At 57.9% G+C, this 25,654-nt stretch carries 24 protein-coding genes; 13 read left to right on the top strand and 11 right to left on the bottom strand.

Translation table 11 applies throughout. The features are described 5' to 3' along the window. The first annotated feature begins 71 nt into the window (after nucleotides 1–71). The 5 genes from pyk (at nucleotide 72) to QLG07_RS05650 (ending at nucleotide 8,459) form a co-directional block, all read left to right on the top strand. Complete coding sequence (gene pyk, locus QLG07_RS05670; protein ID WP_048915836.1) at nucleotides 72–1,514, top strand: pyruvate kinase; 1,443 nt, start codon at nucleotides 72–74, stop codon at nucleotides 1,512–1,514. A 434-nt stretch (nucleotides 1,515–1,948) separates the two neighbouring features. Beyond that, on the top strand, nucleotides 1,949–3,490 hold the full coding sequence (locus QLG07_RS05665) for an aspartate aminotransferase family protein (RefSeq protein WP_048915835.1): 1,542 nt from the start codon (nucleotides 1,949–1,951) through the stop codon (nucleotides 3,488–3,490). After that, nucleotides 3,480–4,772, top strand: a complete 1,293-nt coding sequence (locus QLG07_RS05660; protein ID WP_282468741.1) for a lysine N(6)-hydroxylase/L-ornithine N(5)-oxygenase family protein — start codon at nucleotides 3,480–3,482, stop codon at nucleotides 4,770–4,772. The genes QLG07_RS05665 and QLG07_RS05660 overlap by 11 nt, the downstream gene beginning before the upstream one ends. 1 nt (nucleotide 4,773) lies before the next feature. Further along, on the top strand, nucleotides 4,774–7,128 hold the full coding sequence (locus tag QLG07_RS05655; protein WP_282468720.1) for a GNAT family N-acetyltransferase: 2,355 nt from the start codon (nucleotides 4,774–4,776) through the stop codon (nucleotides 7,126–7,128). Nucleotides 7,129–7,232: 104 nt separating this feature from the next. Continuing rightward, nucleotides 7,233–8,459, top strand: coding sequence for an MFS transporter (locus QLG07_RS05650; RefSeq protein ID WP_048915831.1), 1,227 nt, complete (start codon nucleotides 7,233–7,235; stop codon nucleotides 8,457–8,459). Between the two features lie 76 nt (nucleotides 8,460–8,535). On the opposite strand, the gene lpxM is transcribed toward QLG07_RS05650, so the two are convergent. The 3 genes from lpxM to znuA form a co-directional block, all read right to left on the bottom strand. After that, nucleotides 8,536–9,507: a lauroyl-Kdo(2)-lipid IV(A) myristoyltransferase gene (gene lpxM / locus QLG07_RS05645; RefSeq protein WP_282468719.1), complete on the bottom strand. Its 972-nt coding sequence runs from the start codon at nucleotides 9,505–9,507 to the stop codon at nucleotides 8,536–8,538. Between the two features lie 136 nt (nucleotides 9,508–9,643). After that, the gene (mepM, locus tag QLG07_RS05640) at nucleotides 9,644–10,969 is read right to left on the bottom strand and encodes a murein DD-endopeptidase MepM (RefSeq protein ID WP_048915829.1); all 1,326 of its coding nucleotides are present in this window, start codon (nucleotides 10,967–10,969) and stop codon (nucleotides 9,644–9,646) included. An 11-nt stretch (nucleotides 10,970–10,980) separates the two neighbouring features. Further along, entirely contained in the window at nucleotides 10,981–11,928 is a 948-nt protein-coding gene (gene znuA, locus QLG07_RS05635) for a zinc ABC transporter substrate-binding protein ZnuA (protein WP_048915828.1), read from the bottom strand. Nucleotides 11,929–12,005: 77 nt separating this feature from the next. Between znuA and znuC the strand changes: the two genes are divergently transcribed. Together znuC and znuB are read left to right on the top strand one after the other, a co-directional pair. After that, a complete protein-coding gene (gene znuC, locus QLG07_RS05630; protein WP_048915827.1) occupies nucleotides 12,006–12,764 on the top strand; it encodes a zinc ABC transporter ATP-binding protein ZnuC in 759 nt (252 codons plus the stop codon). Next, the gene (gene znuB, locus QLG07_RS05625; RefSeq protein WP_187497920.1) at nucleotides 12,757–13,542 is read left to right on the top strand and encodes a zinc ABC transporter permease subunit ZnuB; all 786 of its coding nucleotides are present in this window, start codon (nucleotides 12,757–12,759) and stop codon (nucleotides 13,540–13,542) included. The genes znuC and znuB overlap by 8 nt, the downstream gene beginning before the upstream one ends. A gap of 67 nt (nucleotides 13,543–13,609) precedes the next feature. Here the strand turns inward: znuB and ruvB are convergent, their stop codons facing one another. From ruvB to aspS, 6 genes are all read right to left on the bottom strand, one after another. Beyond that, nucleotides 13,610–14,620, bottom strand: a complete 1,011-nt coding sequence (gene ruvB / locus QLG07_RS05620) for a Holliday junction branch migration DNA helicase RuvB (protein WP_048915825.1) — start codon at nucleotides 14,618–14,620, stop codon at nucleotides 13,610–13,612. 9 nt (nucleotides 14,621–14,629) lie between these two features. Then, nucleotides 14,630–15,244, bottom strand: a complete 615-nt coding sequence (ruvA, locus tag QLG07_RS05615) for a Holliday junction branch migration protein RuvA (protein WP_048915824.1) — start codon at nucleotides 15,242–15,244, stop codon at nucleotides 14,630–14,632. Between the two features lie 92 nt (nucleotides 15,245–15,336). Next, nucleotides 15,337–15,858 carry a crossover junction endodeoxyribonuclease RuvC gene (gene ruvC / locus QLG07_RS05610; RefSeq protein ID WP_048915823.1) on the bottom strand — a complete coding sequence of 174 codons (522 nt, stop codon included), beginning with the start codon at nucleotides 15,856–15,858 and terminating at the stop codon, nucleotides 15,337–15,339. 31 nt (nucleotides 15,859–15,889) lie between these two features. Beyond that, nucleotides 15,890–16,633: a YebC/PmpR family DNA-binding transcriptional regulator gene (locus QLG07_RS05605; protein WP_048915822.1), complete on the bottom strand. Its 744-nt coding sequence runs from the start codon at nucleotides 16,631–16,633 to the stop codon at nucleotides 15,890–15,892. Nucleotides 16,634–16,724: 91 nt separating this feature from the next. Next, nucleotides 16,725–17,159, bottom strand: coding sequence for a dihydroneopterin triphosphate diphosphatase (gene nudB, locus QLG07_RS05600; protein ID WP_282468718.1), 435 nt, complete (start codon nucleotides 17,157–17,159; stop codon nucleotides 16,725–16,727). Further along, nucleotides 17,159–18,946 carry an aspartate--tRNA ligase gene (gene aspS, locus QLG07_RS05595; protein ID WP_282468717.1) on the bottom strand — a complete coding sequence of 596 codons (1,788 nt, stop codon included), beginning with the start codon at nucleotides 18,944–18,946 and terminating at the stop codon, nucleotides 17,159–17,161. The genes nudB and aspS overlap by 1 nt, the downstream gene beginning before the upstream one ends. Nucleotides 18,947–19,212: 266 nt before the next feature. Here aspS and QLG07_RS05590 point away from each other — a divergent pair, with 266 nt between their 5' ends. From QLG07_RS05590 to cmoB, 6 genes are all read left to right on the top strand, one after another. Continuing rightward, on the top strand, nucleotides 19,213–19,806 hold the full coding sequence (locus QLG07_RS05590) for a hypothetical protein (RefSeq protein WP_099753929.1): 594 nt from the start codon (nucleotides 19,213–19,215) through the stop codon (nucleotides 19,804–19,806). Between the two features lie 207 nt (nucleotides 19,807–20,013). Then, nucleotides 20,014–20,580 carry a hydrolase gene (locus QLG07_RS05585; RefSeq protein WP_282468716.1) on the top strand — a complete coding sequence of 189 codons (567 nt, stop codon included), beginning with the start codon at nucleotides 20,014–20,016 and terminating at the stop codon, nucleotides 20,578–20,580. 101 nt (nucleotides 20,581–20,681) lie between these two features. Beyond that, the gene (locus tag QLG07_RS05580; protein WP_099753931.1) at nucleotides 20,682–21,506 is read left to right on the top strand and encodes a DUF72 domain-containing protein; all 825 of its coding nucleotides are present in this window, start codon (nucleotides 20,682–20,684) and stop codon (nucleotides 21,504–21,506) included. 67 nt (nucleotides 21,507–21,573) lie between these two features. Further along, entirely contained in the window at nucleotides 21,574–21,969 is a 396-nt protein-coding gene (locus QLG07_RS05575; RefSeq protein ID WP_048915816.1) for an MAPEG family protein, read from the top strand. 91 nt (nucleotides 21,970–22,060) lie between these two features. Continuing rightward, a complete protein-coding gene (cmoA, locus tag QLG07_RS05570; protein WP_133623809.1) occupies nucleotides 22,061–22,801 on the top strand; it encodes a carboxy-S-adenosyl-L-methionine synthase CmoA in 741 nt (246 codons plus the stop codon). Continuing rightward, nucleotides 22,798–23,766, top strand: a complete 969-nt coding sequence (cmoB, locus tag QLG07_RS05565) for a tRNA 5-methoxyuridine(34)/uridine 5-oxyacetic acid(34) synthase CmoB (RefSeq protein WP_282468740.1) — start codon at nucleotides 22,798–22,800, stop codon at nucleotides 23,764–23,766. The genes cmoA and cmoB overlap by 4 nt, the downstream gene beginning before the upstream one ends. A gap of 123 nt (nucleotides 23,767–23,889) precedes the next feature. Here cmoB and QLG07_RS05560 read toward each other — a convergent pair whose 3' ends face one another. Together QLG07_RS05560 and cutC are read right to left on the bottom strand one after the other, a co-directional pair. Then, nucleotides 23,890–24,720 (bottom strand): hypothetical protein, encoded by an 831-nt coding sequence (locus QLG07_RS05560; protein ID WP_282468715.1) that lies wholly within the window; start codon nucleotides 24,718–24,720, stop codon nucleotides 23,890–23,892. Between the two features lie 172 nt (nucleotides 24,721–24,892). Next, entirely contained in the window at nucleotides 24,893–25,648 is a 756-nt protein-coding gene (gene cutC, locus QLG07_RS05555; protein WP_133623812.1) for a copper homeostasis protein CutC, read from the bottom strand. Between the last annotated feature and the right edge of the window lie 6 nt (nucleotides 25,649–25,654).

The raw sequence follows: 25,654 nt of genomic DNA, 5'->3' as shown, positions 1-25,654 counted from the left end.
ATATAACTAGAGATACAGCCTAAGTAGTGCTTGCTCCCGCAACACCACACTCAAAGTCAACGGAGTTATACATGTCAAGACGTCTCAGAAGAACCAAGATCGTAACCACTTTGGGGCCCGCCACCGATCGCGATAACAACCTTGAAAAAGTCATCGCGGCGGGCGCTAATGTCGTTCGTCTGAACTTCTCACATGGCACAGCAGAAGATCACCAGATGCGTGCAGATAAAGTGCGTGAAATTGCGGCTAAGCTGGGGCGGCATGTGGCGATTCTGGGTGACCTTCAGGGCCCTAAAATTCGTGTTTCAACCTTCAAAGAGGGCAAAGTGTTCCTGAATATCGGCGAACGCTTCCTGCTGGATGCCAGCCTCGGTAAAGGTGAAGGCGACCGTGAAAAAGTCGGTATTGACTATAAAGGCCTGCCGGCTGACGTGGTTCCAGGGGATATTCTGCTACTGGATGATGGTCGCGTGCAGCTGAAAGTGCTGGAAGTCCAGGGCATGAAGGTGTTTACCGAAGTGACCGTTGGCGGCCCGCTTTCTAATAATAAAGGCATCAACAAGCTCGGCGGCGGCCTGTCTGCTGAAGCGCTGACGGAAAAAGATAAGGCTGACATTCTGACCGCAGCCAAAATCGGCGTTGATTACCTTGCCGTCTCCTTCCCGCGCTGCGGAGAAGACCTGAACTATGCGCGCCGCCTGGCGCGTGAAGCGGGCTGCGAAGCGAAAATCGTCTCCAAAGTTGAGCGTGCCGAAGCCGTTGCCAGCCAGGAAGCGATGGATGACATCATTCTCGCCTCTGATGTGGTCATGGTCGCCAGGGGCGATCTGGGGGTTGAAATCGGCGATCCGGAACTGGTCGGTATTCAGAAAGCGCTGATCCGTCGTGCGCGCCAGCTCAACCGCTCCGTGATCACCGCGACCCAGATGATGGAATCGATGATCACTAACCCAATGCCTACCCGTGCAGAGGTGATGGACGTGGCGAACGCCGTACTGGACGGCACCGATGCCGTGATGCTGTCGGCCGAAACCGCAGCGGGACAGTATCCGGCGGAAACCGTTTCAGCAATGGCGAAAGTGTGCCTGGGCGCGGAGAAAATCCCCAGCATCAACGTCTCCAAGCACCGCCTTGACGTGCAGTTCGACAACATCGAAGAAGCCATTGCCATGTCGGCGATGTATGCCGCCAACCATCTGCAGGGCGTTACCGCAATTATCACTATGACCGAATCCGGTCGTACCGCACTGATGACCTCGCGTATCACCTCCGGCCTGCCGATCTTCGCCATGTCGCGCCACGAGCGCACGCTGAACCTGACCGCGCTCTATCGCGGCGTGACGCCTGTGTTCTTTGACAGCAACAATGATGGCGTAGCGGCAGCGCACGACGCCATTAACCTGCTGCGTGAAAAAGGTTTCCTGATGTCGGGCGATCTTGTCATCGTCACTCAGGGTGATGTGATGAGCACCACTGGCACCACCAATACCAGCCGCGTACTGCGCGTCGAGTAATCCGCAACAGGATTGGGCCGCTCAGGCCCAATCTTTTCTCACTTTTCTTCCGGCAATCCTGCCGCCAGCTTTCCCTTTTATCTCCTCTTGCAGAATATTTTTCACCTATAAAACCTCTTTTTTGTGATGCAGATCACACTCATGATATTAGCTTTGCTTATGCAATCTTTGTCACATTAATCCTATTGAATGATAATAATTACTATTTATAATCTCATTCACACTTTTACTACGGCATTAACAGCGATTTAAACCCTACTGAAAGGAGTTTTATTACCTCACATCGCTAAAACCCACGCTTTAACCTATTGACCGGAAAACAGTAACCGGCAAAAAACATTAAACATACTGAACTGACGCAGCGCGTCAGGCGGATCGTGCTGTCAGGAAAATATGACGGCTGGGCTTCTTACGCAAAAAATAAGGTGACGGGTATGGTCTTTCGTTCGCAAACCGCACAGTCAGAGGCGCCATCTCTGCCCGCGGAAAAATTCATTTTCAATGATGCGCAGCTGCAAGCGTACTCCCGCCAGACGGAGCGGGCAGTCGCGCTGATTGCCAGTACCTTGCACAATGTAGAAAAACCCTTTAGCGGCATCCTGCCGCATGAGCTGGCACCGGCGTTCGCCAGCGTCGACCTTGACCGGCCACTGGCTGACGAGGAGTCTGCGCTGGCTGAACTCCAGCAGCTGTGGCTTAAGGACGCCGTGTGGTTCCACCATCCCAAATACATTGCCCACCTCAACTGTCCGGTGGTGCTCCCTTCCCTGCTGGCCGAACAGCTGATGGCCGCCGTGAACAGCTCGGTGGATACCTGGGACCAGAGCGCAGGCGCCACGCTGATCGAGCAGAAGGTGATCGACTGGACGCTGAAACGCTGTGGCCTGCCCGCCAGCGCCGACGGCATCTTCACCAGCGGCGGCACGCAGTCAAACCTGATGGCGATGCTGCTGGCGCGTGACAGCGGTTACGAACGCAGCCATCCCGGGCGCACCATCAAGCAGAACGGGCTGCCTGCCGACGCCAGTAAATGGCGCATTTTCACTTCCGGCCTCAGCCACTTCAGCATTCAAAAATCCGCAGCGCTGCTGGGATTAGGCTACGACGCGGTGATCCCAGTGGCGCACGATGACAAGTTCCGTATGGATGCCGGGGAGCTGCAGCGCGAGATTGAAGCCTGTCTGCAGCAGGGATTAATCCCGATTGCCGTGGTCGCCACCAGCGGCACCACCGATTTTGGCAGTATCGATCCCCTGCCCGCCATTGCCGCACTCAGCCGCCGCTACGGGCTATGGATGCACGTCGACGCCGCCTACGGCTGCGGGCTGCTGGTGTCAAACCTGCACCGCGAGCGGCTGGAGGGCATTGAACTGGCGGACTCGGTGACGGTGGATTATCACAAATCCTTCTTCCAGACCGTCAGCTGTGGCGCCTTCATGGTGCGCGATAAACGCCATCTGCGCCACGTCACGCATCACGCCGACTACCTGAACCCGCTCAGCGCGCAGCAGGAAGGCACGCCAAATCTGGTGAATAAAAGCATTCAAACCACCCGCCGCTTCGACGCGCTGAAAATGTGGCTGACGCTGCGCATTATGGGCGCAGAAACGCTCGGCAGCGCATTTGACGGCCTGCTGGAGCGCTGTCAGCAGGCGCACCAGCTGCTGCGCGATCACCCGGTGATGGAGGTGCTGCACGCCCCCGAACTGACCACTCAGGTGTTTCGTCTGGTGCCGAAAGCAGGCTACAGCGATGCGCAGCTCGATGAGCTGAATACCGGGGTGCGCAAGGCGCTGTTCCGCTCGGGCAATGCCGTGGTCGCCGGAACCAAAGTGGATGGCCGTCAGTATCTGAAAATCACCCTGCTCAACCCCAATACCACCCTCGCTGACCTGCAGGATACCCTCGCGCTTATCGTTCATTACGGGCGCGAGCTGCTCAGCCAGCCGCGCACAGGAGGCCAGCATCATGAGTAAAATTTACGATTTTATCGGCATTGGCATCGGACCGTTCAACCTCAGCCTTGCCTGCCTGACCGAGCCGCTGGAGGATCTCGATGGCCTCTTCCTCGATCAGAATCCCGGCTTCGACTGGCACACCGGCATGATGCTGGAGAGCGCGCATCTGCAGACGCCGTTTATGGCCGACCTGGTCACGCTGGCTGACCCCACCAGCCGCTTCAGCCTGCTCAACTACATGAAGCAGCAGGGCAAGATTTACTCATTTTACATCCGCGAAGATTTCTTCCTGATGCGCAAAGAGTACAACCTGTACTGCCAGTGGGCCGCCGGTCAGCTGACTAATCTGCGCTGGAACAGCCGGGTTGATGACGTCAGCTGGGATGAGCCGCTGCAGTGCTACCGCGTGCGCAGCCACGACAGCCGCAGCGGGGAGCGCCAGCAGTGGCTGACGCGCCGCCTGGTGTTGGGCACCGGCCCGCAGGCCTGGCTACCGGAGTGCAGCAAGCCGCATCAGCAGCGCCTGACGCACTCCAGCCAGTACCTGGTGAACAAAGCCCAGCTGCAGCAGAAGCGTTCGATTACCGTACTCGGCAGCGGCCAGAGCGCGGCGGAGATCTACTATGACCTGCTTGGCGACATCGATAAATTTGGCTACCAGCTCAACTGGGTGACCCGCGCCCCGCGCTTCTACCCGCTGGAGTACAGCAAGCTGACGCTGGAGATGACCTCGCCGGAGTGGGTGGATTACTTCCACCAGCTGCCTGCGGAGAAGCGCGATAGCCTCAACGCCCAGCATAAGAACCTCTATAAAGGCATCAACAGCGAGCTGATTAACGCGATTTATGACCTGATGTACGTTAAGCAGCTGGACGGTGCGCTTGACGTCAATCTGTTTACCCACTCGGCCCTCACCGCTCTGCGCTGGCTGCCGCAGGGCGAATTTGAGCTAACGCTGCATCAGCAGGAGCAGGACCGCAGCTACACGCGCCGCAGCGAGGGCATCGTCATGGCGACTGGCTATCACTATCAGCCGCCGCAGTTTATTGAGGGGATCGCCCAGCGGCTGCGCTGGGATGATAAAGGCCGCTACGACGTGCAGCGTAACTACAGTATCGACCGCAACAATCAGGTGTTTGTGCAGAACGCAGAGCTGCATACCCACGGCTTTGTCACCCCGGACCTCGGCATGGCGTGCTACCGCAACTCGGTGCTGATCCGCGAACTGACCGGGCGGGAAGTCTATCCCGTTGAGCGCCGTATCGCCTTCCAGACCTTCCCCGCCTGCGAGGAGCAGTAATATGATGTCATCCGCTATTTTCACCACCTCACGTCCGGCGGGAGCGTTCTCGCTGCGCCCGCTGCAGCCTGAAGATGCCGCCGTAATCCACAGCTGGGTAACGCGCGACTACGCCCGCTTCTGGGGCATGCAGCAGGATACGCTGGAGCAGGTCAGCCAGTTTTATCAGCAGCTGACCGCCAGCGATCCGCACGCAGCGCTGGTTGGCTGCTGCGACGGCGAACCGGTGTTTCTCATCGAGTGCTATCAGGCGCAGCGCGATGAAGTCGGTAAATATTATCCGGCGCGCGACGGCGACTACGGGATGCACATCCTCATCGCCCCCGCTACTCAGCCGCGTCCGCAGTTCAGCTGGCAGGTGTTTACCGTGGTGATGGACTTTATGTTCAGTCGCCCTGAGGTCCAGCGCGTGGTGGTCGAACCGGATGTGAATAACGCCAGGATCCACCCGCTAAATAAGCGTGCCGGCTTCCAGTACCAGCACCAGATTGATATGGGTCACAAAACCGCGTGGCTGGCGTTTTGCCAGCGCGAAGATTACCAACAGGCACTGCAACAGGAGACCCTGACCATGACCACCCCTTCCCCGCTGCTGAGCGGCAGCCATCTGCCCGGCCCCCACTGGGAACAGGCTAACCGCCTGCTGCTGCGCAAAGCCATTGCCGAGTTCTCACACGAGCTGATTATCACGCCGCAGGCGCTGGGCGATGACCGCTATCGCCTGCCCGTTCCAGCCAGCGAGTGCGAATATCAGTTCCGCGCCCGGCGCATGGCGCTCGATCACTGGGCAATCGACGAACAGTCGCTGCAAAAGCTGAATAACGGCGCGCCGCTGCCGCTGGATGCGCTGCAGTTTATCGTCGAGTTCAATCAGCAGATCGGTATTCCCCCCAACCTGCTGGCGACCTACATGGAGGAGATCACCAGCACGCTGTGCAGCTCGGTCTTCAAGCTGCAAAAAAACAGCCTCAGCAGCGCCGAACTGGTTCGCGCCGATTTCCAGACGGTAGAAGCCGCCATGAGCGAAGGCCATCCCTGCTTTGTCGCCAACAATGGCCGCATCGGTTTTGATGCCCGGGATTACCTGGCCTATGCACCGGAAGCCGCCGCGCCGATCAATCTGATCTGGGTTGCGGTGCATCGCCGCAATGCGCACTTTGCCAGCCTGGATGAGCTGGAGTATCAGCAGCTGATGCGCGATGAGCTGGGCGATACCACCCTGGCCGCCTTCCATCAGCAGCTCGATAATCTGGGCGTGGCGCAGCAGGACTATCTGCTGATGCCGGTCCATCCGTGGCAGTGGTACAACAAGCTGCTGACGGTGTTCGCCGCCGATATTGCCGCCCGCGATATTATCTGGCTGGGAGCGGGGGATGATGTTTACCAGGCACAGCAGTCGATCCGCACCTTCTTCAACCGCAGCCAGCCGACGAAACGCTACGTCAAAACCGCGCTGTCGGTGCTGAACATGGGCTTTATGCGCGGCCTGTCGCCGTACTATATGGCGACCACCCCGGCGATCAATCACTGGCTGGCAGAGCTGGTGAAAAATGACAGCTGGCTGCAGCAGTGCGATTTCCGCATCCTGCGCGAAGTGGCGGCTATCGGCTATCACAACCGCTATTACGAGCAGGCCATCAGCGGCGACTCGGCCTACAAGAAGATGTTTGCCGCCCTGTGGCGCGATAACCCGATGGCACAGCTGCAGCCCGGCCAGCGGCTGATGACCATGGCGTCATTCCTGCACCTTGATGCCAACCAGCAGCCGCTGCTGCCTGCGCTGATTGCCGATTCAGGCCTCGACGCGGCCGACTGGGTCGCGCGCTATCTGCGCTGCTACCTCAGCCCGTTACTGCACTGCTTCTATCAGCACGACCTGGTGTTTATGCCGCACGGCGAGAACCTGATCCTGCTGCTGCAGAACAATATTCCGGTCAGCGCCTATATGAAAGATATCGGCGAAGAGATTGCGGTAATGAACCCGGATGCCGAGCTGCCGGATAACGTGCAGCGCCTGGCGGTGGACGTGCCGGAGCCGCTAAAGCTGCTGTCGATCTTCACCGACGTCTTCGACTGCATCTTCCGCTTTGTCAGCGCCATTCTCGACCAGTCCGGCACGCTACCCGAAGCGCGTTTCTGGCAGGCCGTGGCTCACTGCGTGCAGGAGTATCAGCAGGCGCATCCACAGTTTGCCCGCAAGTTTGCGCGCTACGACCTGTTTGCCGAAACGTTCCAGCGCTCCTGCCTTAACCGCCTGCAGCTGGCGAACAACCAGCAGATGATCAATCTGGCCGATCCGGCAGAGAACCTGAAGTTTTCCGGCGTATTGCACAATCCGATTGCCCGTTTTAGATAATTCATAATTGTGCAGTGTTATCAGGTAAAAATGCGGTATGTTAGCGCGGTCGCTCAGGCGGCCGCGCTTTTTTTACTTTCCATTAATTCCAGGAGGGAGCCGGAATGGCGTCATTTATCCCCATAGCAAACCTTACCCGGCGACATCTGATTTTCCCGCTGTCACTGGTGCTGTTTGAGTTTGCCACCTATATCGCCCACGATATGATCCAGCCCGGCATGCTGCTGGTGACCAGCGAGTTTAAGGTCGGCCCGGAGTGGGTATCTGCCTCGCTGACCGCCTATCTGATTGGCGGCATTGTGCTGCAGTGGCTGCTCGGGCCGCTGTCCGACAAGCTCGGCCGCCGCCCGGTGATGCTCTCAGGCGTCGCCTTCTTTATGCTGACCTGTATGGCGACCCACTGGGTGCAGAGCATTGAGCAGTTTGTCCTGCTGCGTTTCCTGCAGGGCATCAGCCTGTGCTTTATCGGCGCCGTCGGTTATGCCGCCATACAGGAAGCATTCGACGAGGCCCTGAGCGTGCGCATTATGGCGCTGATGGCGAACGTTGCCCTGCTGGCGCCGTTAGCGGGCCCGCTGGCGGGTGCGGCATTCCTTGAGTTCAGCGACTGGCGCACCATGTTCTGGCTGTTTGGCGTGGTGACCGCCGTGGCGCTGGTTGGACTGTGGCGTACCATGCCGGAAACCGCAGGCGACAGGCAGATGTCGCTGTCGCTGAAATCACTCGGCAAAGGCTACCTGGCACTGGTGAAGGACCGTCAGGTGATGAGCGGTTCGCTGGCGATCGGCCTGGTCACCATTCCCTGCCTGGCCTGGGTGGCGCTGTCGCCTGTGATCCTGATCCACGACGAGGGGCTGTCGCGCATGGACTATGCGCTGCTGCAGCTGCCGGTGTTTGTCGCGATGATTGCCGGTAACCTGACGCTGGGTAAGCTGGCTTCCCGCGTGCCGATCGACTTCCCGCTGCGCCTGGGTGCCTGGCCGATCCTTCTGGGGCTGGGAATTGCCGCCATTGCCGCGCTGATCGACGGCCACAGCTATCTGTGGCTGACTGCCGGGCTGAGCATTTATGGCTTCGGCACCGGGCTGGTCAATGCCGGGCTGTATCGTCTGACGCTGTTTTCCAGCAGCGCAGGCAAAGGCAGCGTGGCCGCGATGCTCGGTATGGTGAGTATTCTGGTGTTCGCGCTGGGGATTGAGCTGGCGAAGTTTGCTTACTTCAGCGACGGCACGCGTGCTTTCAGCCTGGCAAATCTGGCCTGCGGCCTGCTCTGGTGCTGGCTGGTGCGTGCGTTCCTGCGGGAGAGAAAGCGCCGTTCGGCGTTGGATTGATATTGGACGTAGTGGCGAGGCATGCCTCGCCCATTCGTAGCGGGTCGGGCATGCCCGACCCCTACGCGCAAACTGCTTATTTCTTCGGGTAGAGCTCTTTACGATCGTAAGGCTCAACCTCACCCGGACGACGCGTTTTGATCAGCTTGAGGATCCAGGTGTACTGCTCCGGGTTCGGCCGCACAAAGATTTCGACCTCTTCATTCATCCGCCGCGCCAGTGTCTGATCGTTCACATCCACCAAATCATCCATCGGCGGGCGCAGCCAGATATCCAGCATATGCGTTTTGCTGTCGTACACCGGGAACAGCGGCACCACTCTGGCGCGGCACACTTTCATCATGCGGCCCAGCGCGGGTAGCGTGGCTTTATAGGTGCCGAAGAAATCGACAAACTCGCTGTGCTCGGCACCGTGGTCCTGATCGGGCAGATAGTAGCCCCAGTAACCCTGACGGATAGAGCTGATAAACGGTTTGATACCATCATTACGGGCGTGCATACGGCCACCAAAACGGCGACGTACGCTGTTCCAGACATAGTCCATCACCGGATCGCTCTGGTTATGGAACATCGCCGCCATCGGCTGCCCTTCGGAAGCCAGCACCATTGCCGGAATATCGACCGCCCAGCCGTGCGGCACAAGGAAGATCACATTCTGACCCGCTGCGCGCATCGGTTCGATAATCTCACGGCCGTGCCAGCGAATGCGTTTGATTGCGCTCTTCGGGCGGATAGCCAGCTCGCCCATCATCGCCATCGACTGCGGTGCCGTGGCAAACATCTCATCGACAATCTGCTCGCGCTCGGCTTCGGTCTTCTCAGGCATGCAGTACAGCAGGTTAATCTGCGCACGACGTCGCGCGCTGCGCGCCAGCTTGCCGGCAAAACGCCCCAGCGCACCCAGCAGCGGGTCGCGCAGGCGCGGGGAAACCAGCGCCAGACCAGCAAAGGCACCTACCGCCAGCCAGCTCCCCCAGTAACGCGGTAAAAGAAAGGATTTCTGAAAGGTGGGTATAAACTCAACGTTACTTTTTTTTCTGTTTTCCATGCACTGGCCTCGAACAATAACGGGCTTATGATAGTGCTGACGGGCAAATTTGCAATGTTATTGGTCATTTAGCCTCTGCCTGCCTAAAAAAAAAGCCGACGGCAACACCCATCGGCTCATTTTTCATGCAGCTGAATTATTCAAATCGCAGCTTGGGCACCACTTCACGCACCTGCGCAAGGTAGTCGCGACGCTCTTTACCGGCCAGCCCTTCCATACGCGGCAGCTTGGCCGTTAATGGGTTGACTGCCTGATTGTTAATCCAGATTTCGTAATGCACGTGAGGCCCGGTGGAGCGCCCGGTATTGCCGGACAGCGCAATACGGTCACCGCGTTTCACCTTCTGACCTGGCTTCACCAGCAGCTTTTTCAGGTGCATATAGCGCGTCATATACTGGCGACCGTGGCGGATAGCCACATAGTTGCCCGCAGCGCCGCTGCGCTTGGAGACGATCACTTCACCATCACCCACCGCCAGCACCGGGGTACCGACCGGCACGGCAAAGTCGACGCCTTTGTGCGGCGCGATACGCCCGGTGACCGGGTTGACGCGGCGCGGATTAAAGTTAGAGGAGACGCGGTACTGTTTCACCGTGGGGAAACGCATAAAGCCGCGCGCCAGACCGGAACCACTGCGGTCATAGAACTTGCCGTCTTCAGCGCGGATAGCGTAGTAATCTTTGCCCCCGCTGCTCATACGCACGCCCTGCAGTTCGCTCTGCTCGCTTTTACCGTCCATCATTTCACGCGACATCAGCACCGCGAAGCGATCGCCTTTGCGCAGCTTGCGGAAATCCATCTGCCACTGCAGTGATTTGATCACCGCGCTGATTTCGCCGCCGGTCAGGCCTGCCGAGCGGGCGCTGCTGACGAAGCTGCCGTTAACCACGCCGCTCAGTACCTTGTTCTGCCACTCGCCCTTCTGCATCGCCGCGGACGATTTAAAGCCTTCGCCGGAACGATCGTAAGTACGGGTTTCACGGCGGGAAACTTCCCAACTGAGGCGCTGAAGCTGACCATCATCGGTGAGCGTCCACGACAGCTGCTGGCCGATCTGCAGATTACGCAGGTCTTTATCCGCCTTCACCAGCTGGCTGATATCAGACATATCAATGCCATACTGATTCAGTACGCTGCTGAGCGTGTCGCCGGTGGAAACGACATAGTCGTGCGTGCCGCTTTCATCCGGCACATCTTCATCGATTTCATCTTTAGGCACATCATCAGCGGGGGACGGCGTATCTTGATCGATAGGTTCACTGGCTTCCGGGAGCAGCGTGCGCAGCTCACTCTTTTCCAGCTCGACCGTTTTCACAATCGGGCTTTCACTGCCAGGATGATAAACGTAAGGCCGCCAGACGGTGACGGCCAGAGTTACGACGGTGAGCGACCCCAGCATGATGCGGTGAGGTCGGGGTAAATTATTGAACGCTATGGCGACAGCGCGGGCAATCTGCTGCACTTAAGTTTCCTCTATTCTCCATTCAGGCAGCTCGCATATTGGCTGGACAGCTGTGAGAGGAATGTCACATAGCTATCTTTACCTGGGGTGATGTTCGTCCCGAGTGGATCCAGCGTGCCCGAACGCACTTTGGTCCCTCTGGCAACGGCTTCAATCACGGCCGGCCTGAATTGTGGCTCAGCAAAGACGCATGCGGCCTTCTGCTCAACCAACTGTGTTCGTATTTGATGTAAACGCTGCGCGCCAGGTTGGATCTCAGGATTCACGGTAAAATGACCTAATGGAGTCAGACCGTAGTGTTTTTCAAAGTATGTGTAAGCATCATGAAAAACGAAATATCCTTTACCTTTCACCGGGGCCAGCTGATTACCGATTTTCGCATCGGCAGACGACAATTCTGCTTCAAAGTGCTGCAGATTAGCGTCTAGTTTGTCCTTGCTTTGCGGCATAAGTTCCAATAATTTTGCATGGATTGCAACAGCAGTTTTCCTGGCGATTTCAGGAGACATCCACAGGTGCATATTATATTCGCCGTGGTGGTGGTGCTCATGCTCTTCGGCACCGCCATGAGCATGCCCTTCATGCTCTTCCTCTTCGTCTTCCCCGCCCTTCAGCAGCAGCGCTTTTACACCCGGCAGGGTGTCCATTTCAACGTTCTTTTGTGCGGGAAGTGAAGCGGCCGATTTGGTCATAAAAGCTTCCATTTCTGGCCCGACCCATACCACTAAATCCGCGTCCTGCAAGCGTTTAATGTCTGATGGGCGCAGCGCGTAATCATGCTCTGAAGCACCGTCGGGCAGCAGGATTTCAACCGGGGTTACGCCATCGGCAATGGCTGAGGCGATGAAGCCCACCGGCTTAACAGAGGCGACCACGGCGGCCTGGGCAGGAAGTGCAAGCGAAGCGGCGACACTCAGGCCAGCCAGCATTGAAAAGGCACGCGTTTTTTTATGTAACATAATGATTCAATCCATCGTGATTAGCTGATGGGTTGTGATATTATAACATCCGTAAACTTCTGCAACCAGTAATCGATATGTCCCCTTTGATAGCCCTTGATAAAATATCTGTGAGTTTTGGTCAGCGCCGCGTGCTGTCTGATGTTTCACTGACGCTGCAGCCTGGCCGCATTCTGACCCTGCTCGGGCCAAACGGTGCCGGTAAATCTACGCTGGTGCGCGTGGTGCTGGGGCTGATTGCCCCTACCGCCGGTACGCTGACGCGCCCTGCCCAGCTGCGAATTGGCTACGTGCCGCAAAAAATTCATCTGGATGTCACCCTGCCGCTCACCGTCGATCGCTTTATGCGTCTGCGCCCCGGCGTGAAGCGCGCCGATATCCTACCGGCGCTGAAGCGCGTGCAGGCCGCGCAGCTGCTGGAGTATCCGCTGCAGAAATTATCCGGCGGTGAGATGCAGCGCGTGCTGCTGGCGCGGGCACTGCTCAATCAGCCACAGCTGCTGGTGCTGGATGAGCCGACTCAGGGCGTCGATGTTAATGGCCAGGTCGCACTGTACGATCTGATTGACCAGCTGCGTCGCGAGCTGAACTGCGGCGTGCTGATGGTCTCCCACGATCTGCATCTGGTGATGGCGAAAACCGACGAGGTGCTGTGCCTCAATCACCATATCTGCTGCTCCGGAACGCCGGAGGCGGTGTCGCAACATCCGGAATTTATCTCGATGTTTGGCCCACGCGGTGCCGAGCAGCTGGCCATTTATCGCCATCATCACAACCATCGTCACGATCTTCAGGGACGCATTGTTTTACGTAGAGGGACCGGACGCAATGATTGAGCTGTTATTACCCGGCTGGCTGGCCGGCATTTTACTGGCGCTGGCGGCCGGTCCACTGGGGTCATTTGTGGTCTGGCGCCGCATGTCCTACTTCGGCGACACCCTGGCGCACGCTTCTCTGCTCGGCGTGGCATTTGGCCTACTGCTCAACGTCAGCCCGTTTTATGCGGTGATCGCGGTGACCCTGCTGCTGTCGCTGGTGTTAGTGTGGCTGGAGCGCAGGCCGCATCTGGCCATTGATACCCTGCTCGGGATTATGGCGCACAGCGCGCTGTCGCTGGGTATGGTGGTGGTCAGCCTGATGTCAGACGTGCGCGTTGACCTGATGGCCTATCTGTTTGGCGACCTGCTGGCCGTCACGCCGCAGGATCTGTGGACGATTGCGGCGGGCGTGGCGGTGGTGATGCTGCTGCTGGGCTGGCAGTGGCGCGCGCTGCTGTCGATGACCATCAGCCCGGAGCTGGCGCAGGTGGATGGGGTGAACATTCAGCGTACCAAAATGATTCTGATGCTGATCACCGCGCTGACCATTGGCGTGGCCATGAAGTTTGTCGGGGCGCTGATCATCACCTCCCTGCTGATTATTCCTGCCGCCACCGCGCGCCGCTTTGCCCGTTCCCCGGAACAGATGGCGCTGCTGGCTATTGTGGTTGGCATGCTGGCCGTCACTGCCGGTCTGACCTTCTCGGCGTTTTATGACACGCCGGCAGGCCCGTCCGTGGTGCTAGGCGCTGCCGTGCTGTTTATGCTGAGTATGGTGAAGAAACCGGCAGTTTAGCATCCCTCGTAGGGGTCAGGCATGCCTGACCCTGGCTTGCTGACAGCGGGCGAGGCATGCCTCGCCCCTACGGAGAAGCCGGGCGATCGATACCAAAATGCTTGTACGCATGCCCGGTGGCAATACGCCCGCGCGGCGTGCGCTGAATAAAGCCCTGCTGGATTAAAAATGGCTCCAGCACATCCTCAATGGTTTCGCGCTCTTCGCCAATCGCCGCTGCCAGGTTATCCAGCCCGACCGGGCCACCCATAAACTTATCAATAATCGCCAGCAGCAGTTTACGGTCCATATAGTCGAAACCTTCGGTATCGACGCTCAGCATATCCAGCGCTTTCGCGGCGACATCGCCACTCATCTCCCCGGCGGCACGCACTTCCGCGAAGTCACGCACGCGCCTGAGCAGGCGGTTGGCGATACGTGGCGTACCGCGGGCGCGGCGGGCGATCTCCAGCGCGCCATCATCGGTCAGTGGCAAACCGAGGCAGGCTGCGCTGCGCCCGACGATATGCTGCAGATCTTCCACGCGATAAAACTCCAGGCGCTGCACGATGCCAAAGCGGTCGCGCAGCGGCGAGGTGAGCGACCCGGCGCGCGTGGTAGCACCAATCAGGGTAAACGGCGGCAGGTCCAGCTTGATCGAGCGGGCACCCGCCCCTTCACCGATCATAATATCCAGCTGATAATCTTCCATCGCCGGATACAGTACCTCCTCCACGACCGGTGAAAGGCGGTGGATCTCATCAATAAACAGCACGTCGTGAGGCTCAAGGTTGGTCAGCATAGCAGCCAGATCGCCCGCCTTCTCCAGAATCGGCCCGGAGGTGGTGCGCAGATTGACGCCCATCTCATTGGCGACAATGTTGGCCAGCGTGGTTTTACCGAGGCCCGGAGGACCGAAGATCAGCAGATGGTCGAGCGCATCACCGCGCATTTTGGCGGCTTTGATGAAGATCTCCATCTGCTCGCGCACCACAGGCTGGCCGACGTACTCGTCCAGCATCTTCGGACGGATCGCGCGGTCAATCACCTCTTCTTCTGTAATAACCCCGGCAGAGACCAGGCGATCGGCTTCAATCATGCTTTACCTCTAAATGGCTGCGCGCAGGGCTTCGCGAATTAACGTTTCGCAGTCGGCATCAGGTTTGCCCACTTTACTGATCATCCGGCTGGCTTCTGGCGGTTTATACCCCAGGGCGACCAGCGCAGCAACGGCTTCACTCTCGGCATCGTTACCCGTTTCCACCGGCATTTCGCTGGTCAGGGCAAACGGTGCATCGCTGGCGAACAGATCGCCGTGCATGCCTTTAAAGCGGTCTTTCATTTCGACCACCAGGCGCTCGGCGGTTTTCTTGCCCACGCCCGGCAGTTTCACCAGCACGGCGATCTCTTCACGCTCGACGGCAGTCACAAACTGCTGGGCCGACATCCCGGAGAGGATCGCCAGCGCCAGCTTCGGCCCGACGCCATTCACTTTCACCAGCTCGCGAAACAGCGCGCGCTCGGGCTTACTGTTAAAGCCGAACAGCAGCTGGGCATCTTCACGCACCACGAACTGGGTAAAGATGATCGCTTCTTGATTGAGTTCGGGAAGCTCATAAAAACAGGTCATCGGCATTTGCACCTCATAACCCACGCCGCTGGCCTCAATTAACACCACGGGCGGCTGTTTTTCCAGGATAATGCCTCTCAGACGACCTATCACATTCGCTTCCTTCCGATAACTTTAAGTGGGGAGTTTATAGCATAAAAAAGGCTGGATGAATATCCAGCCTGCCGGGAATTTCGGGATGAAAGCTAACTCAGGCGGCCGCGTGCAAGGGTCAGTTTGCCTTCGCCAATACGCGTGACGTTCTGGCTCAGATGGCAGTGGGTGATGGCAATGGCCAGCGCATCCGCCGCATCCGCCTGCGGGTTAGCAGGAAGTTTAAGCAAGGTGCGCACCATGTGCTGCACCTGGCTCTTTTCCGCACCGCCCGTGCCTGCCACGGTCAGCTTGACCTGACGCGCCGCGTATTCGAACACCGGCAGGTCCTGATTAACCGCCGCGACGATCGCCGCCCCGCGTGCCTGGCCGAGTTTCAGCGCCGAGTCCGCGTTCTTGGCCATAAATACCTGCTCGATAGCAAAATATTCTGGCTGGAACTGCGTGATAATTTCACTGACGCCCGCGTAGATCAGCTTCAGGCGGGTCGGCAGATCGGCCACGCTGGTGCGGATACAGCCGCTGCCCAGATAGGTTAACTGCCGCCCGACCTGGCGGATCACTCCGTAGCCGGTAATGCGCGAACCCGGGTCAATACCAAGAATGATCGCCATTACGCGCTCCTGCGGTGCGATGGAGCTGCTATCAAAGCGTTTCCGCCACCTCGTCAGAAATTTCACCGTTATGGTAAACTTCCTGCACGTCGTCACAATCTTCCAGCATGTCGATCAGACGCAGCAGTTTTGGCGCGGTTTCCGCATCCATATCTGCTTTGGTCGATGGGATCATGGTGACTTCCGCGCTTTCCGCTGGCAAACCTGCCGCTTCCAGAGCATCCTTCACCGCGCCCATGTTTTCCCACGGGGTGAACACGTCAATCGCGCCATCGTCATAGGTCACCACGTCATCAGCGCCGGCTTCCAGCGCCGCATCCATCACCGTATCTTCATCCAGGCCAGGTGCGTAAGAGATCACCCCTTTTTTGGTGAACAGATAGGCAACCGACCCGTCAGTCCCCAGGTTACCGCCGGTTTTGGTGAAGGCATGACGCACTTCAGACACGGTACGGTTACGGTTATCAGACAGGCACTCGATCATCACGGCGGTGCCGCCCGGGCCGTAGCCTTCATAAATGATGGTTTCCATATTGGTATCATCATCGCCGCCCACGCCGCGTGCAATCGCACGGTTCATGGTGTCACGCGTCATGTTGTTGGACAGCGCTTTATCCATCGCCGCACGCAGGCGAGGGTTAGAGCTGGCATCACCGCCGCCCAGTTTGGCAGCCGTCACCAGCTCACGGATGATTTTGGTAAAGATTTTACCGCGCTTGGAATCCTGTGCAGCCTTGCGGTGCTTGGTATTTGCCCATTTACTGTGTCCCGCCATTTCCTATTAGTCTCCAAATTGGCACCGGACAGGCTATCTTGCTGGCGATGACGCCTGACCGTTTGGCTAAGTTCAAAAGATTAAACCAAAGTTAAACTACGAATTCTTCAATTGCCTGGCGATTACTCCAGGACTTGGTGAGCGCGGCGGCGGCCGGGGCGTCCAGCCACTGATGGGCCAGATGCTCGCTCAGCGTTATGTCGCACTCCGCCGTCAGCGCCAGGGTAAACCAGTGTTCCAGGTTATGGGTGGTGCCCGGCGCATAGCGGTGGAGGAAGTGCGGAAAGATTTCGAATTCTATATGACGCTGGCAGTCCACTAATGTGAGCTGCTCCGCGCAAATATCAATACCCGTCTCTTCCAGCACCTCGCGCTGCGCGGTCCGTGCGGGGCTCTCCCCTGCTTCCTGGCTGCCGGTGACCGACTGCCAGAAATCCACATCATCGCGCCGCTGCAACATCAGCACCCGCCCCGTATTGGCGGCGTAAATCACCACCAGCACTGATACCGGATGCTTGAAGGCCATTATTCGTTCTCTAATGGCTGGTCTTTGACCTTTTTAATCACCTCAATACCCAACTCAGCCAGGGAAGCCGGGTTAGCGAAACTTGGCGCTTCGGTCATCAGACAGGCCGCAGCGGTCGTTTTCGGGAAGGCGATAACATCACGGATGTTTTCCGTGCCGGTCAGCAGCATCACCAGGCGGTCAAGGCCAAAGGCCAGGCCAGCGTGCGGCGGCGTACCGAACTTCAGGGCATCCAGCAGGAAGCCAAACTTCTCGCGCTGCTCGTGCTCCGCAATACCCAGAATGCCGAATACGGTCTGCTGCATCTGGCCATTGTGGATACGCACAGAACCGCCGCCCACTTCATAACCGTTGATCACCATATCGTAGGCATTGGCAATCGCCGTTTCCGGCGCGCTGTTCAGCTCGCCTGGTGACATATCTTTCGGCGCGGTGAACGGGTGGTGCATCGCCGTCAGGCCGCCTTCGCCATTGTCTTCAAACATCGGGAAGTCGATCACCCACAGCGGTTTCCATGCGGCTTCGTCGGTGATTTTCAGGTCACGTCCCAGCTTCAGGCGCAGTGCACCCAGCGCATCGGCCACCACTTTGGCACTGTCAGCGCCGAAGAAGATCATATCGCCATCGGCGGCAGCGGTGCGCGCCAGAATAGCTTCAACAATTTCCGCGCTCAGGAATTTAGCCACCGGGCTGGTGATCCCTTCCAGGCCTTTCGCACGCTCGTTCACCTTGATATACGCCAGGCCACGGGCACCGTAAATTTCAATGAATTTGCCGTAATCGTCAATCTGCTTGCGGCTAAGCTGCGCGCCACCCGGCACGCGCAGTGCGGCAACGCGTCCTTTAGCATCGTTCGCCGGGCCGGAGAAGACTTTAAACTCTACGTCTTTCAGCAGGTCAGCAACGTCCACCAGCTCCATCGGGTTACGCAGGTCCGGCTTATCAGAGCCGTAACGGCGCATCGCCTCGGCAAAGGTCATCTGCGGGAAGTCGCCGAGATCGACAGACTTCACGTCGAGCCACAGCTCGCGCACCAGACGTTCCATGATTTCACGCACCTGTGGCGCCGTCATAAACGAGGTTTCAACATCGATCTGGGTAAATTCTGGCTGGCGATCGGCGCGCAGGTCTTCGTCACGGAAGCATTTGACGATCTGATAGTAGCGGTCAAACCCGGACATCATCAGCAGCTGTTTGAACAGCTGTGGCGACTGCGGCAGCGCATAGAATTTGCCTTTGTGCACGCGGCTTGGCACCAGATAGTCACGGGCACCTTCCGGCGTCGCCTTAGTCAGCATCGGGGTTTCGATATCGAGGAAACCGTGCTCATCCATAAAGCGGCGCACAAAGCTGGTGATTTTGGCACGCGCTTTCAGGCGGTTGGCCATATCCGGGCGGCGCAGGTCGAGGTAGCGATATTTCAGACGCGCTTCTTCGCTGTTCGCCATGTTGGAGTCCAACGGCAGCGGCTCAGAGCGGTTGATGATGGTCAGGTCGGTGGCAAACACCTCGATCTCACCGGTCGCCATATCACTGTTTTTGTTTTTCTCATCACGCGCACGCACGGTGCCGGTGATCTGAATGCAAAACTCGTTACGCAGCTCAGAAGCCAGCTTGAAAGCTTCCTGACGGTCCGGGTCAAAGAACACCTGCACGATGCCTTCACGGTCGCGCATATCAATAAAGATCAGGCTGCCGAGGTCGCGGCGGCGATTAACCCAACCGCACAGTGTTACCTGCTGGCCTACATGAGACAGGTTGATCTGTCCACAATACTCAGTACGCATAACGATATCCTTTTAACTACAGCGCTGCGGGTGCAGCATTTTTAATCAATACCCTGCTCTGAGAAGCGCTGCTGCCGCGAAAAATGGCGGCCATTATAATGGAAAACGCCTCACAGGATAAGTGCTGTCATCAGTGCAACAGCGCAGAAAAAACGCGAGCAGCATTCCAGTCCCTTCAAGCGGTCAATAAAGCAACTGGCGGCGTGGCTCTGCCAGCGCTAGTGTCGCTGCTCAGTACCGGGAAATGAACGCAGCACAGGGAACGTATGATGAGAATACAAGGCAGCAAAATGACACCTACGCCGCGGTGTCGGCATCACTATTTACTTAACGTCCACAAGAGTGACTGGCTCAGAAGTGAATACCACGTTGAGTTCCTAGCCGACTACGGGCTGATGCTGGCTGACTGGTACAGCCCTGAGCAGCTCCGCACCGCCTGGATGGTTAATTTTTTTGACCGGCAGGCGCTGTATGCCCTGCATCCACGCGCGCGTTATGACACTTATAGCGCGATGCACTACAGCCGGGAAGAGCTTGAAGCCCTGTTCATCCAGGGGATTGGCTCTGTGATGCGCAATTTTGCGCAACGCGGGCAGTGCAGCATCCTTTTCTGGCTGTCCGCCCGCCCTGCTCTGGGCCGTTATTACAATTATCTGTTGAAAAAACAATCAGTGGAGTTAGACTACCGCTACCGCATGGATATTCAAAGGGAGGCAGGAATCTATGTTATTGAAACAGGAAAGTACCACAGAGCGCAGGAGCCTGAGCAAAGCCGAACAGGCCGAGCGAAATCGCCGTATTTATCAGGAGCGGTGGCAATCCTTACGCGAAGAGCTCCAGCGTTACGGCACGCTGGGTGAGCCGCAGGAAACCCTTTTTGACATCGAAGTTTAGCCCGCAAATACCTGAGTCTCTGTCATGGGGAACAATGATTCCCCATGTAGCTATTCGCAGGCTAAGAAATACCCGCTAACAAATCTCCCCCGCTTTATCGCCATAATTTGTCGCACAAATAGCCGGTTCCTTTGTATTCTCGCTGTTTTTCACCTGCTGAACCGGAGAAAGTCATGTTTAAACTGAACCCAAAAACCACTGCCCTGGTATTGATCGACCTGCAGGATGGCATCCTGCCTTTCGGTAATGCCCCGCACGCTGCCAGCGATGTGGTCGCGCGTTCTGCCAAACTGGCCGCAAAATTCCGTGCCGTCAATGCACCGGTAGTGCTGGTGCGCGTGGGCTGGTCGGCTGATTTCGCCGAAGCGCTGAAACAGCCGGTGGACGCTGAGCATACGGGCGGCGCGCTGCCAGAAAACTGGTGGACTTACCCACAGGCGCTTAACGTGCAGGCCAGCGATCTGGAAGTGACCAAACGCCAGTGGGGCGCATTTTACGGCACCGACCTGGAGCTTCAGCTGCGTCGCCGCGGCATCGACACGATTGTTCTGGGCGGCATTGCCACCAACATCGGTGTGGAATCTACCGCGCGTAACGCCTGGGAGCTGGGCTTCAACCTGGTGATTGCGGAAGATATCTGCAGCACGGCGACGGCAGAGCAGCACCAGGCCAGCTTCGAGTGGATTTTCCCGCGCATTGCCCGCGTTCGCCAGTCTGAAGAGGTGATCGCCGCACTGTAATCCGCGTGGCGCGGACCGGAGGGAACCGGTCCTTTTCTCCCTTGCACACCATCATCCCCCCGCGTTACAGTCGCCCGCAGTCAACACTCACAGGAAACGTGATGAAGCCGTTTTATCTCGGCCTGCCGCAGTGGCAGCACCCGCAATGGAAGAAACTGGGGATGAGCACCCTGGAGGATTATGCCCGCTACTTTAACTGCGTTGAGGGCAACACCACGCTCTATGCCCTGCCGCGCCCGGAAGTGGTGCAGCGCTGGCGGGCGATGACCCATGATGATTTCCGCTTCTGTTTTAAATTTCCGGCCACCATTAGCCACCAGGCGGCGCTGCGCCAGTGCAGCGATCTGTGTAACGAATTTTTCTCGCTGCTGGCGCCGCTGGCCGATCGTCTTGGGCAGTATTGGCTGCAGCTCCCTTCCGCCTTTTCCCCGGCCGACCTGCCCGTGCTGTGGGGCTTTCTCGATAGCCTGCCCGCGCAGTTTCGCTACGGTGTTGAAGTGCGCCACCCGGAGTTTTTTGCCAAAGGGGAAGCGGAGCGCGCCCTGAACCGCGGCCTGCACCAGCGCCGGGTTAACCGGGTCATTCTTGATACGCGAGGCGTACACAGCGCCGTGCCTTCTACTGCCGAAATTATCGAAGCCCAGCGCAAGAAGCCAAAGCTACCGGTCCATGCGCTGATGACGGCAGATGCCCCGATGATTCGCTTCATCGGCGGGGACGACCCGGCTGCTAATCTCGGCTGGTTTAACGCCTGGCTGGAACGCCTGCCGCAGTGGTACGATGCGGGCCAGCCGTGGCTGTTTATTCATACCCCGGACGTGGGCTTTGCCCCAGAACTGGTGCGATATCTGTGGCCTGCTCTCCAGCAGGCATTGCCGCAGGTAGGGGATGCTCCCGACTGGCCACGGCAGGAGTTACTGTTCTGATAGCGACAGAGAGCGGTTTGTCCGCTACCCTGTCGCACAAGAAATTTCTTACAACATGGAGTGAGAGATGGTCAGTGCTCTCTACGTAGTTCTTGGCGCGATTTTTATTATTAAATTTTCTCTGGATGTGGTGAAGCTGCGGCGTCAGTACCGGGTCTCCATTGGCGATGGCGGCGTCTCTGATTTACAGCTTGCCATCCGGGTGCACGGCAATGCGGTAGAAAATATTCCGATTGCCGTGATGCTGCTGGTGATGATGGAGATGAACGGCGCTGACATGGTCCTGCTGCATCTGCTCGGCGTGCTGTTTTTCCTCGGTCGCCTGATGCACTTTCACGGCTTACGCAGCCGGACCCTGCTGTGGCGCCGCAATGGCATGATCCTCACGCTGCTCTCCCTGTTTGGCATGGTTGTCACCAATCTGGTGTTCCTGCCGTGGGACCTGGTTTTCACCCTGCATTAATCCGCAGACTGGCAGCTGGCAGAAAAGGTGCAGCCCGCGCCGCTTTCTGCCAGAATATGCCCTTTCCGTTAGCCTCTCCGGACTTACCATTATGTCTAACCGCGATACGCTGTTTTCCGCGCCAATTGCCAAACTTGGCGACTGGACGTTTGACGAGCGCGTGGCTGAAGTCTTTCCCGATATGATTCAGCGCTCCGTGCCCGGCTATTCCAACATTATTTCGATGATTGGCATGTTAGCCGAGCGTTTTGTACAGCCGGACTCAACCGTCTATGACCTTGGCTGTTCACTGGGCGCCGCTACCCTGTCGGTACGCCGCAACATCAAAGCCGCAGGCTGCAATATTATCGCCGTGGATAACTCCCCCGCGATGGTCGAGCGCTGCCGCCGCCATATTGACGCCTTCCGTGCCGACACGCCGGTAGAGGTCATTGAAGCCGATATCCGCCAGATCCCGATTAAAAATGCTTCGATGGTGGTGCTCAACTTCACGCTGCAGTTTCTTGAACCGCAGGAGCGCCAGCAGCTGCTGAATACCATTTATCAGGGCCTGAAGCCCGGTGGCGCGCTGGTGCTGTCTGAGAAATTCAGCTTTGCCGATGCCGATGTGGGTGAACTGCTGTTTAACATGCACCACGACTTCAAACGCGCTAACGGCTATAGCGAGCTGGAGATCAGCCAGAAGCGCAGCATGCTGGAAAACGTGATGCTGACCGACAGCGTGGAAACCCACAAATCGCGCCTGCACAGCGCCGGTTTCGAACATGCCGAGCTGTGGTTCCAGTGCTTTAACTTTGGATCTTTAATTGCTTTAAAAGCGGGTCACGCCTGATGGATTTCGGAAACTTTTACCAACTGATTGCCAAAAGCCCGCTGTCACACTGGCTGGAAACGCTGCCGGGGCAGATCGCCGCCTGGCAGCGCGAGTCGCTGCACGGCCACTTCAAGAACTGGGACCGCTCCGTCGAGCACCTGCCGGATCTCACCCCGGAAACCCTCGACCTGCTGCACGGCGTCAGCGCCGACAGCCCCCATCTGACCGCCCGCCAGCGTGACGGTATAGAGAAATTGCTGCGCAATCTGATGCCGTGGCGCAAAGGGCCCTTCTCGCTGTATGGCGTCAATATCGATACCGAATGGCGCTCCGACTGGAAATGGGAGCGCGTCCTGCCGCATATCTCTTCCCTGGCCGGGCGTACCGTGCTGGATGTCGGCTGCGGCAGCGGCTACCACATGTGGCGCATGCTGGGCGCAGGTGCCAGGCTGGTGGTGGGCATCGACCCGATGCAGCTGTTCCTGTGCCAGTTCGAAGCCGTGCGCAAGCTGCTGGGTAACGATCAGCGCGCCCACCTGCTGCCGCTCGGCATTGAGCAACTGCCGGAGCTGAAGGCATTCGACACGGTGTTTTCCATGGGCGTGCTGTACCATCGCCGCTCACCGCTGGATCACCTGTTCCAGTTGAAAAACCAGCTGGTTTCCGGTGGAGAACTGGTGCTGGAGACATTAGTGGTGGAAGGCGACGACCAGCAGGTGCTGGTGCCGGGCGAACGCTACGCACAAATGCGCAACGTCTACTTTATCCCCTCTACCGGGGCGTTAAAAAACTGGCTGGAAAAGTGTGGTTTCGTCGATGTGAAGATTGCGGACTACTCCGTGACCAGCACCGAGGAACAGCGCCGGACCGACTGGATGACCAGCGAATCCCTCGCCGAGTTCCTCGACCCGAACGACCCGGGCAAAACGGTAGAAGGCTATCCGGCCCCGCTGCGTGCGGTGCTGGTCGCCACTAAGCCCTGAATCAGGGTACAAGTGGCGCGAGCCTGGCATCTGCGTAGGGGACGGGCATGCCCGTCCCGTTCTCATTCCCAAAGTGGCGCGAGCCTGACATCTGCGTAGAGGACGGGCATGCCCGTCCCGTTCTCATTCCCAATACTCAAATCGGTAGGCAGCGGTAATATTGCGCCGCACTATACCACTGGGAAAAACTTCCATCTCGCGCGAGTAGCTCAGGGTACAGTTACCGCGATCGTCCCACAGCTGGCACTCGTCGACGCAGGTCATACTGCTGAGCGGATTGTCGGATTTGGTCGTCAGGCTCAGCTCGCGCTCCTGCTTATCGTAACGCCACTGCATGGTGCTACGTTCCGATTTTGAAGAGAGCAGCTGATTGTTATTATTCCAGCGGTAGTCGAAAGCCCCGTTGCTATTTTGGTCTGAGCCGCGCGACACGCTGCGCACCAGGCGCTGTTTGTCGTCGAAGCGATTAGTGGTTTCCGTAAAACCTTCCTCACCCTGCAGCAAAAATTTATCGGTTGAACTGGTGATGCTGCCGCGCTTACCGGTGTGATAGTCGATGGTGCCCTGCTTATGGTTGACCTCAACCGGCTGGCCGTCCTTTAGCTGAAACACCACCAGATCATATCCCGAGCGCCAGCCCTGCCCGACGCGCTCGATATTCTGTACCAGCTTGATCTGCATATTCCCTTCCTGCTTCTCATAGCTGATATCGGCGCGCAGCAGTGCTCCGCAGCGGTCAAACTGGCCGAGCATGCGCTTTTGCTGGTCGACATCTTTGCCAAACTCCCCCACCACAAACTGTTTGATCGGGCCTTTTGCCGTGCCGCCCAGCATCATCAGGCTGTTGTTATTGTTCACCTGCTGAGAGCCGGGTGCGCAGGCTGCTGCGGCATATCCCGCCGGGGCCACCAGTAAAGTCATCAGCGCCGCTAACGTACAAGCGAAAATCTTCATCAAGGCTCTCATCACGGGTTATGGATAGAGTGAGTGTAAAAGTTTTTTGCGTAATCCGGCATCATCTGCGTGCGTTGAGAACAAAAAAAACCCCAACAAAGGGGTTGGGGTCTGGTACTTGCAAACATCACGTCAGAGTGCGGCGTGCTGCGCGGCAAAATCGGCTGCTGTCTCAGGCCACTCTTTCGGGAGCGCCAAACGACATTACGCTTTTCATTGCCGCTACCACGTCGCCATCAACGCAGCTGCGGCTGAATTCATCTATTTCCGTTTCAGAACACATCGACACGCCGGCTTTGCGGTAGCGCATCGGGGAAGAGACTCGCTGACTGGCCGAGCTGTGAAGCTCAGTCAGACCGGCATCAATAAATTTTTGCAGATTGCTCAGGCGCACGCCGGCACCCGCCATAATAATCGGACCGCAGGTCATGCGGCTAAGTTCCCTTAACAGCGGTAATCCGCTTTCTGCACTCTGCTGCTGGCCTGAAGTCAGAATGCGCGCCACGCCGAGATCCGTCAACTGTTCCAGCGCGCTGCGTGGGTTGTGGCACAGGTCGAACGCCCGATGAAAGGTCACGCTCATGCCCTCACACAGCCGCATGACCTGCTGCATGCGCGCCAGATCGATATGCCCGTCTTCATCCAGCAGGCCGATCACCAGCCCGGGGAAGCCGCGTTCGCGGATAAAAGCGATGTCCGACTTCATCAACTCAAATTCAATCTCGCTATAGCAGAAGTCGCCGCCGCGCGGGCGTACGATCGGGTGAACCGGAATCGATACGCGCTGGCGTGCGGCAATCAGTGCGCCTGCTGACGGAGTCAGTCCCCCTTCGCCGGGGGCTGCGCACAGCTCAATCCGGTCGGCTCCCGCCCGTTCTGCCGTCACTGCGCACTCCACCCCGTAGCAGCATATTTCCAGTTTTCGCATCCTATC

Source organism: Erwinia sp. V90_4, assembly GCF_029967685.1.
Classification (GTDB): Bacteria; Pseudomonadota; Gammaproteobacteria; order Enterobacterales; family Enterobacteriaceae; genus Erwinia; species Erwinia aphidicola.
This window is presented reverse-complemented; position numbering and strand designations above follow the sequence as displayed.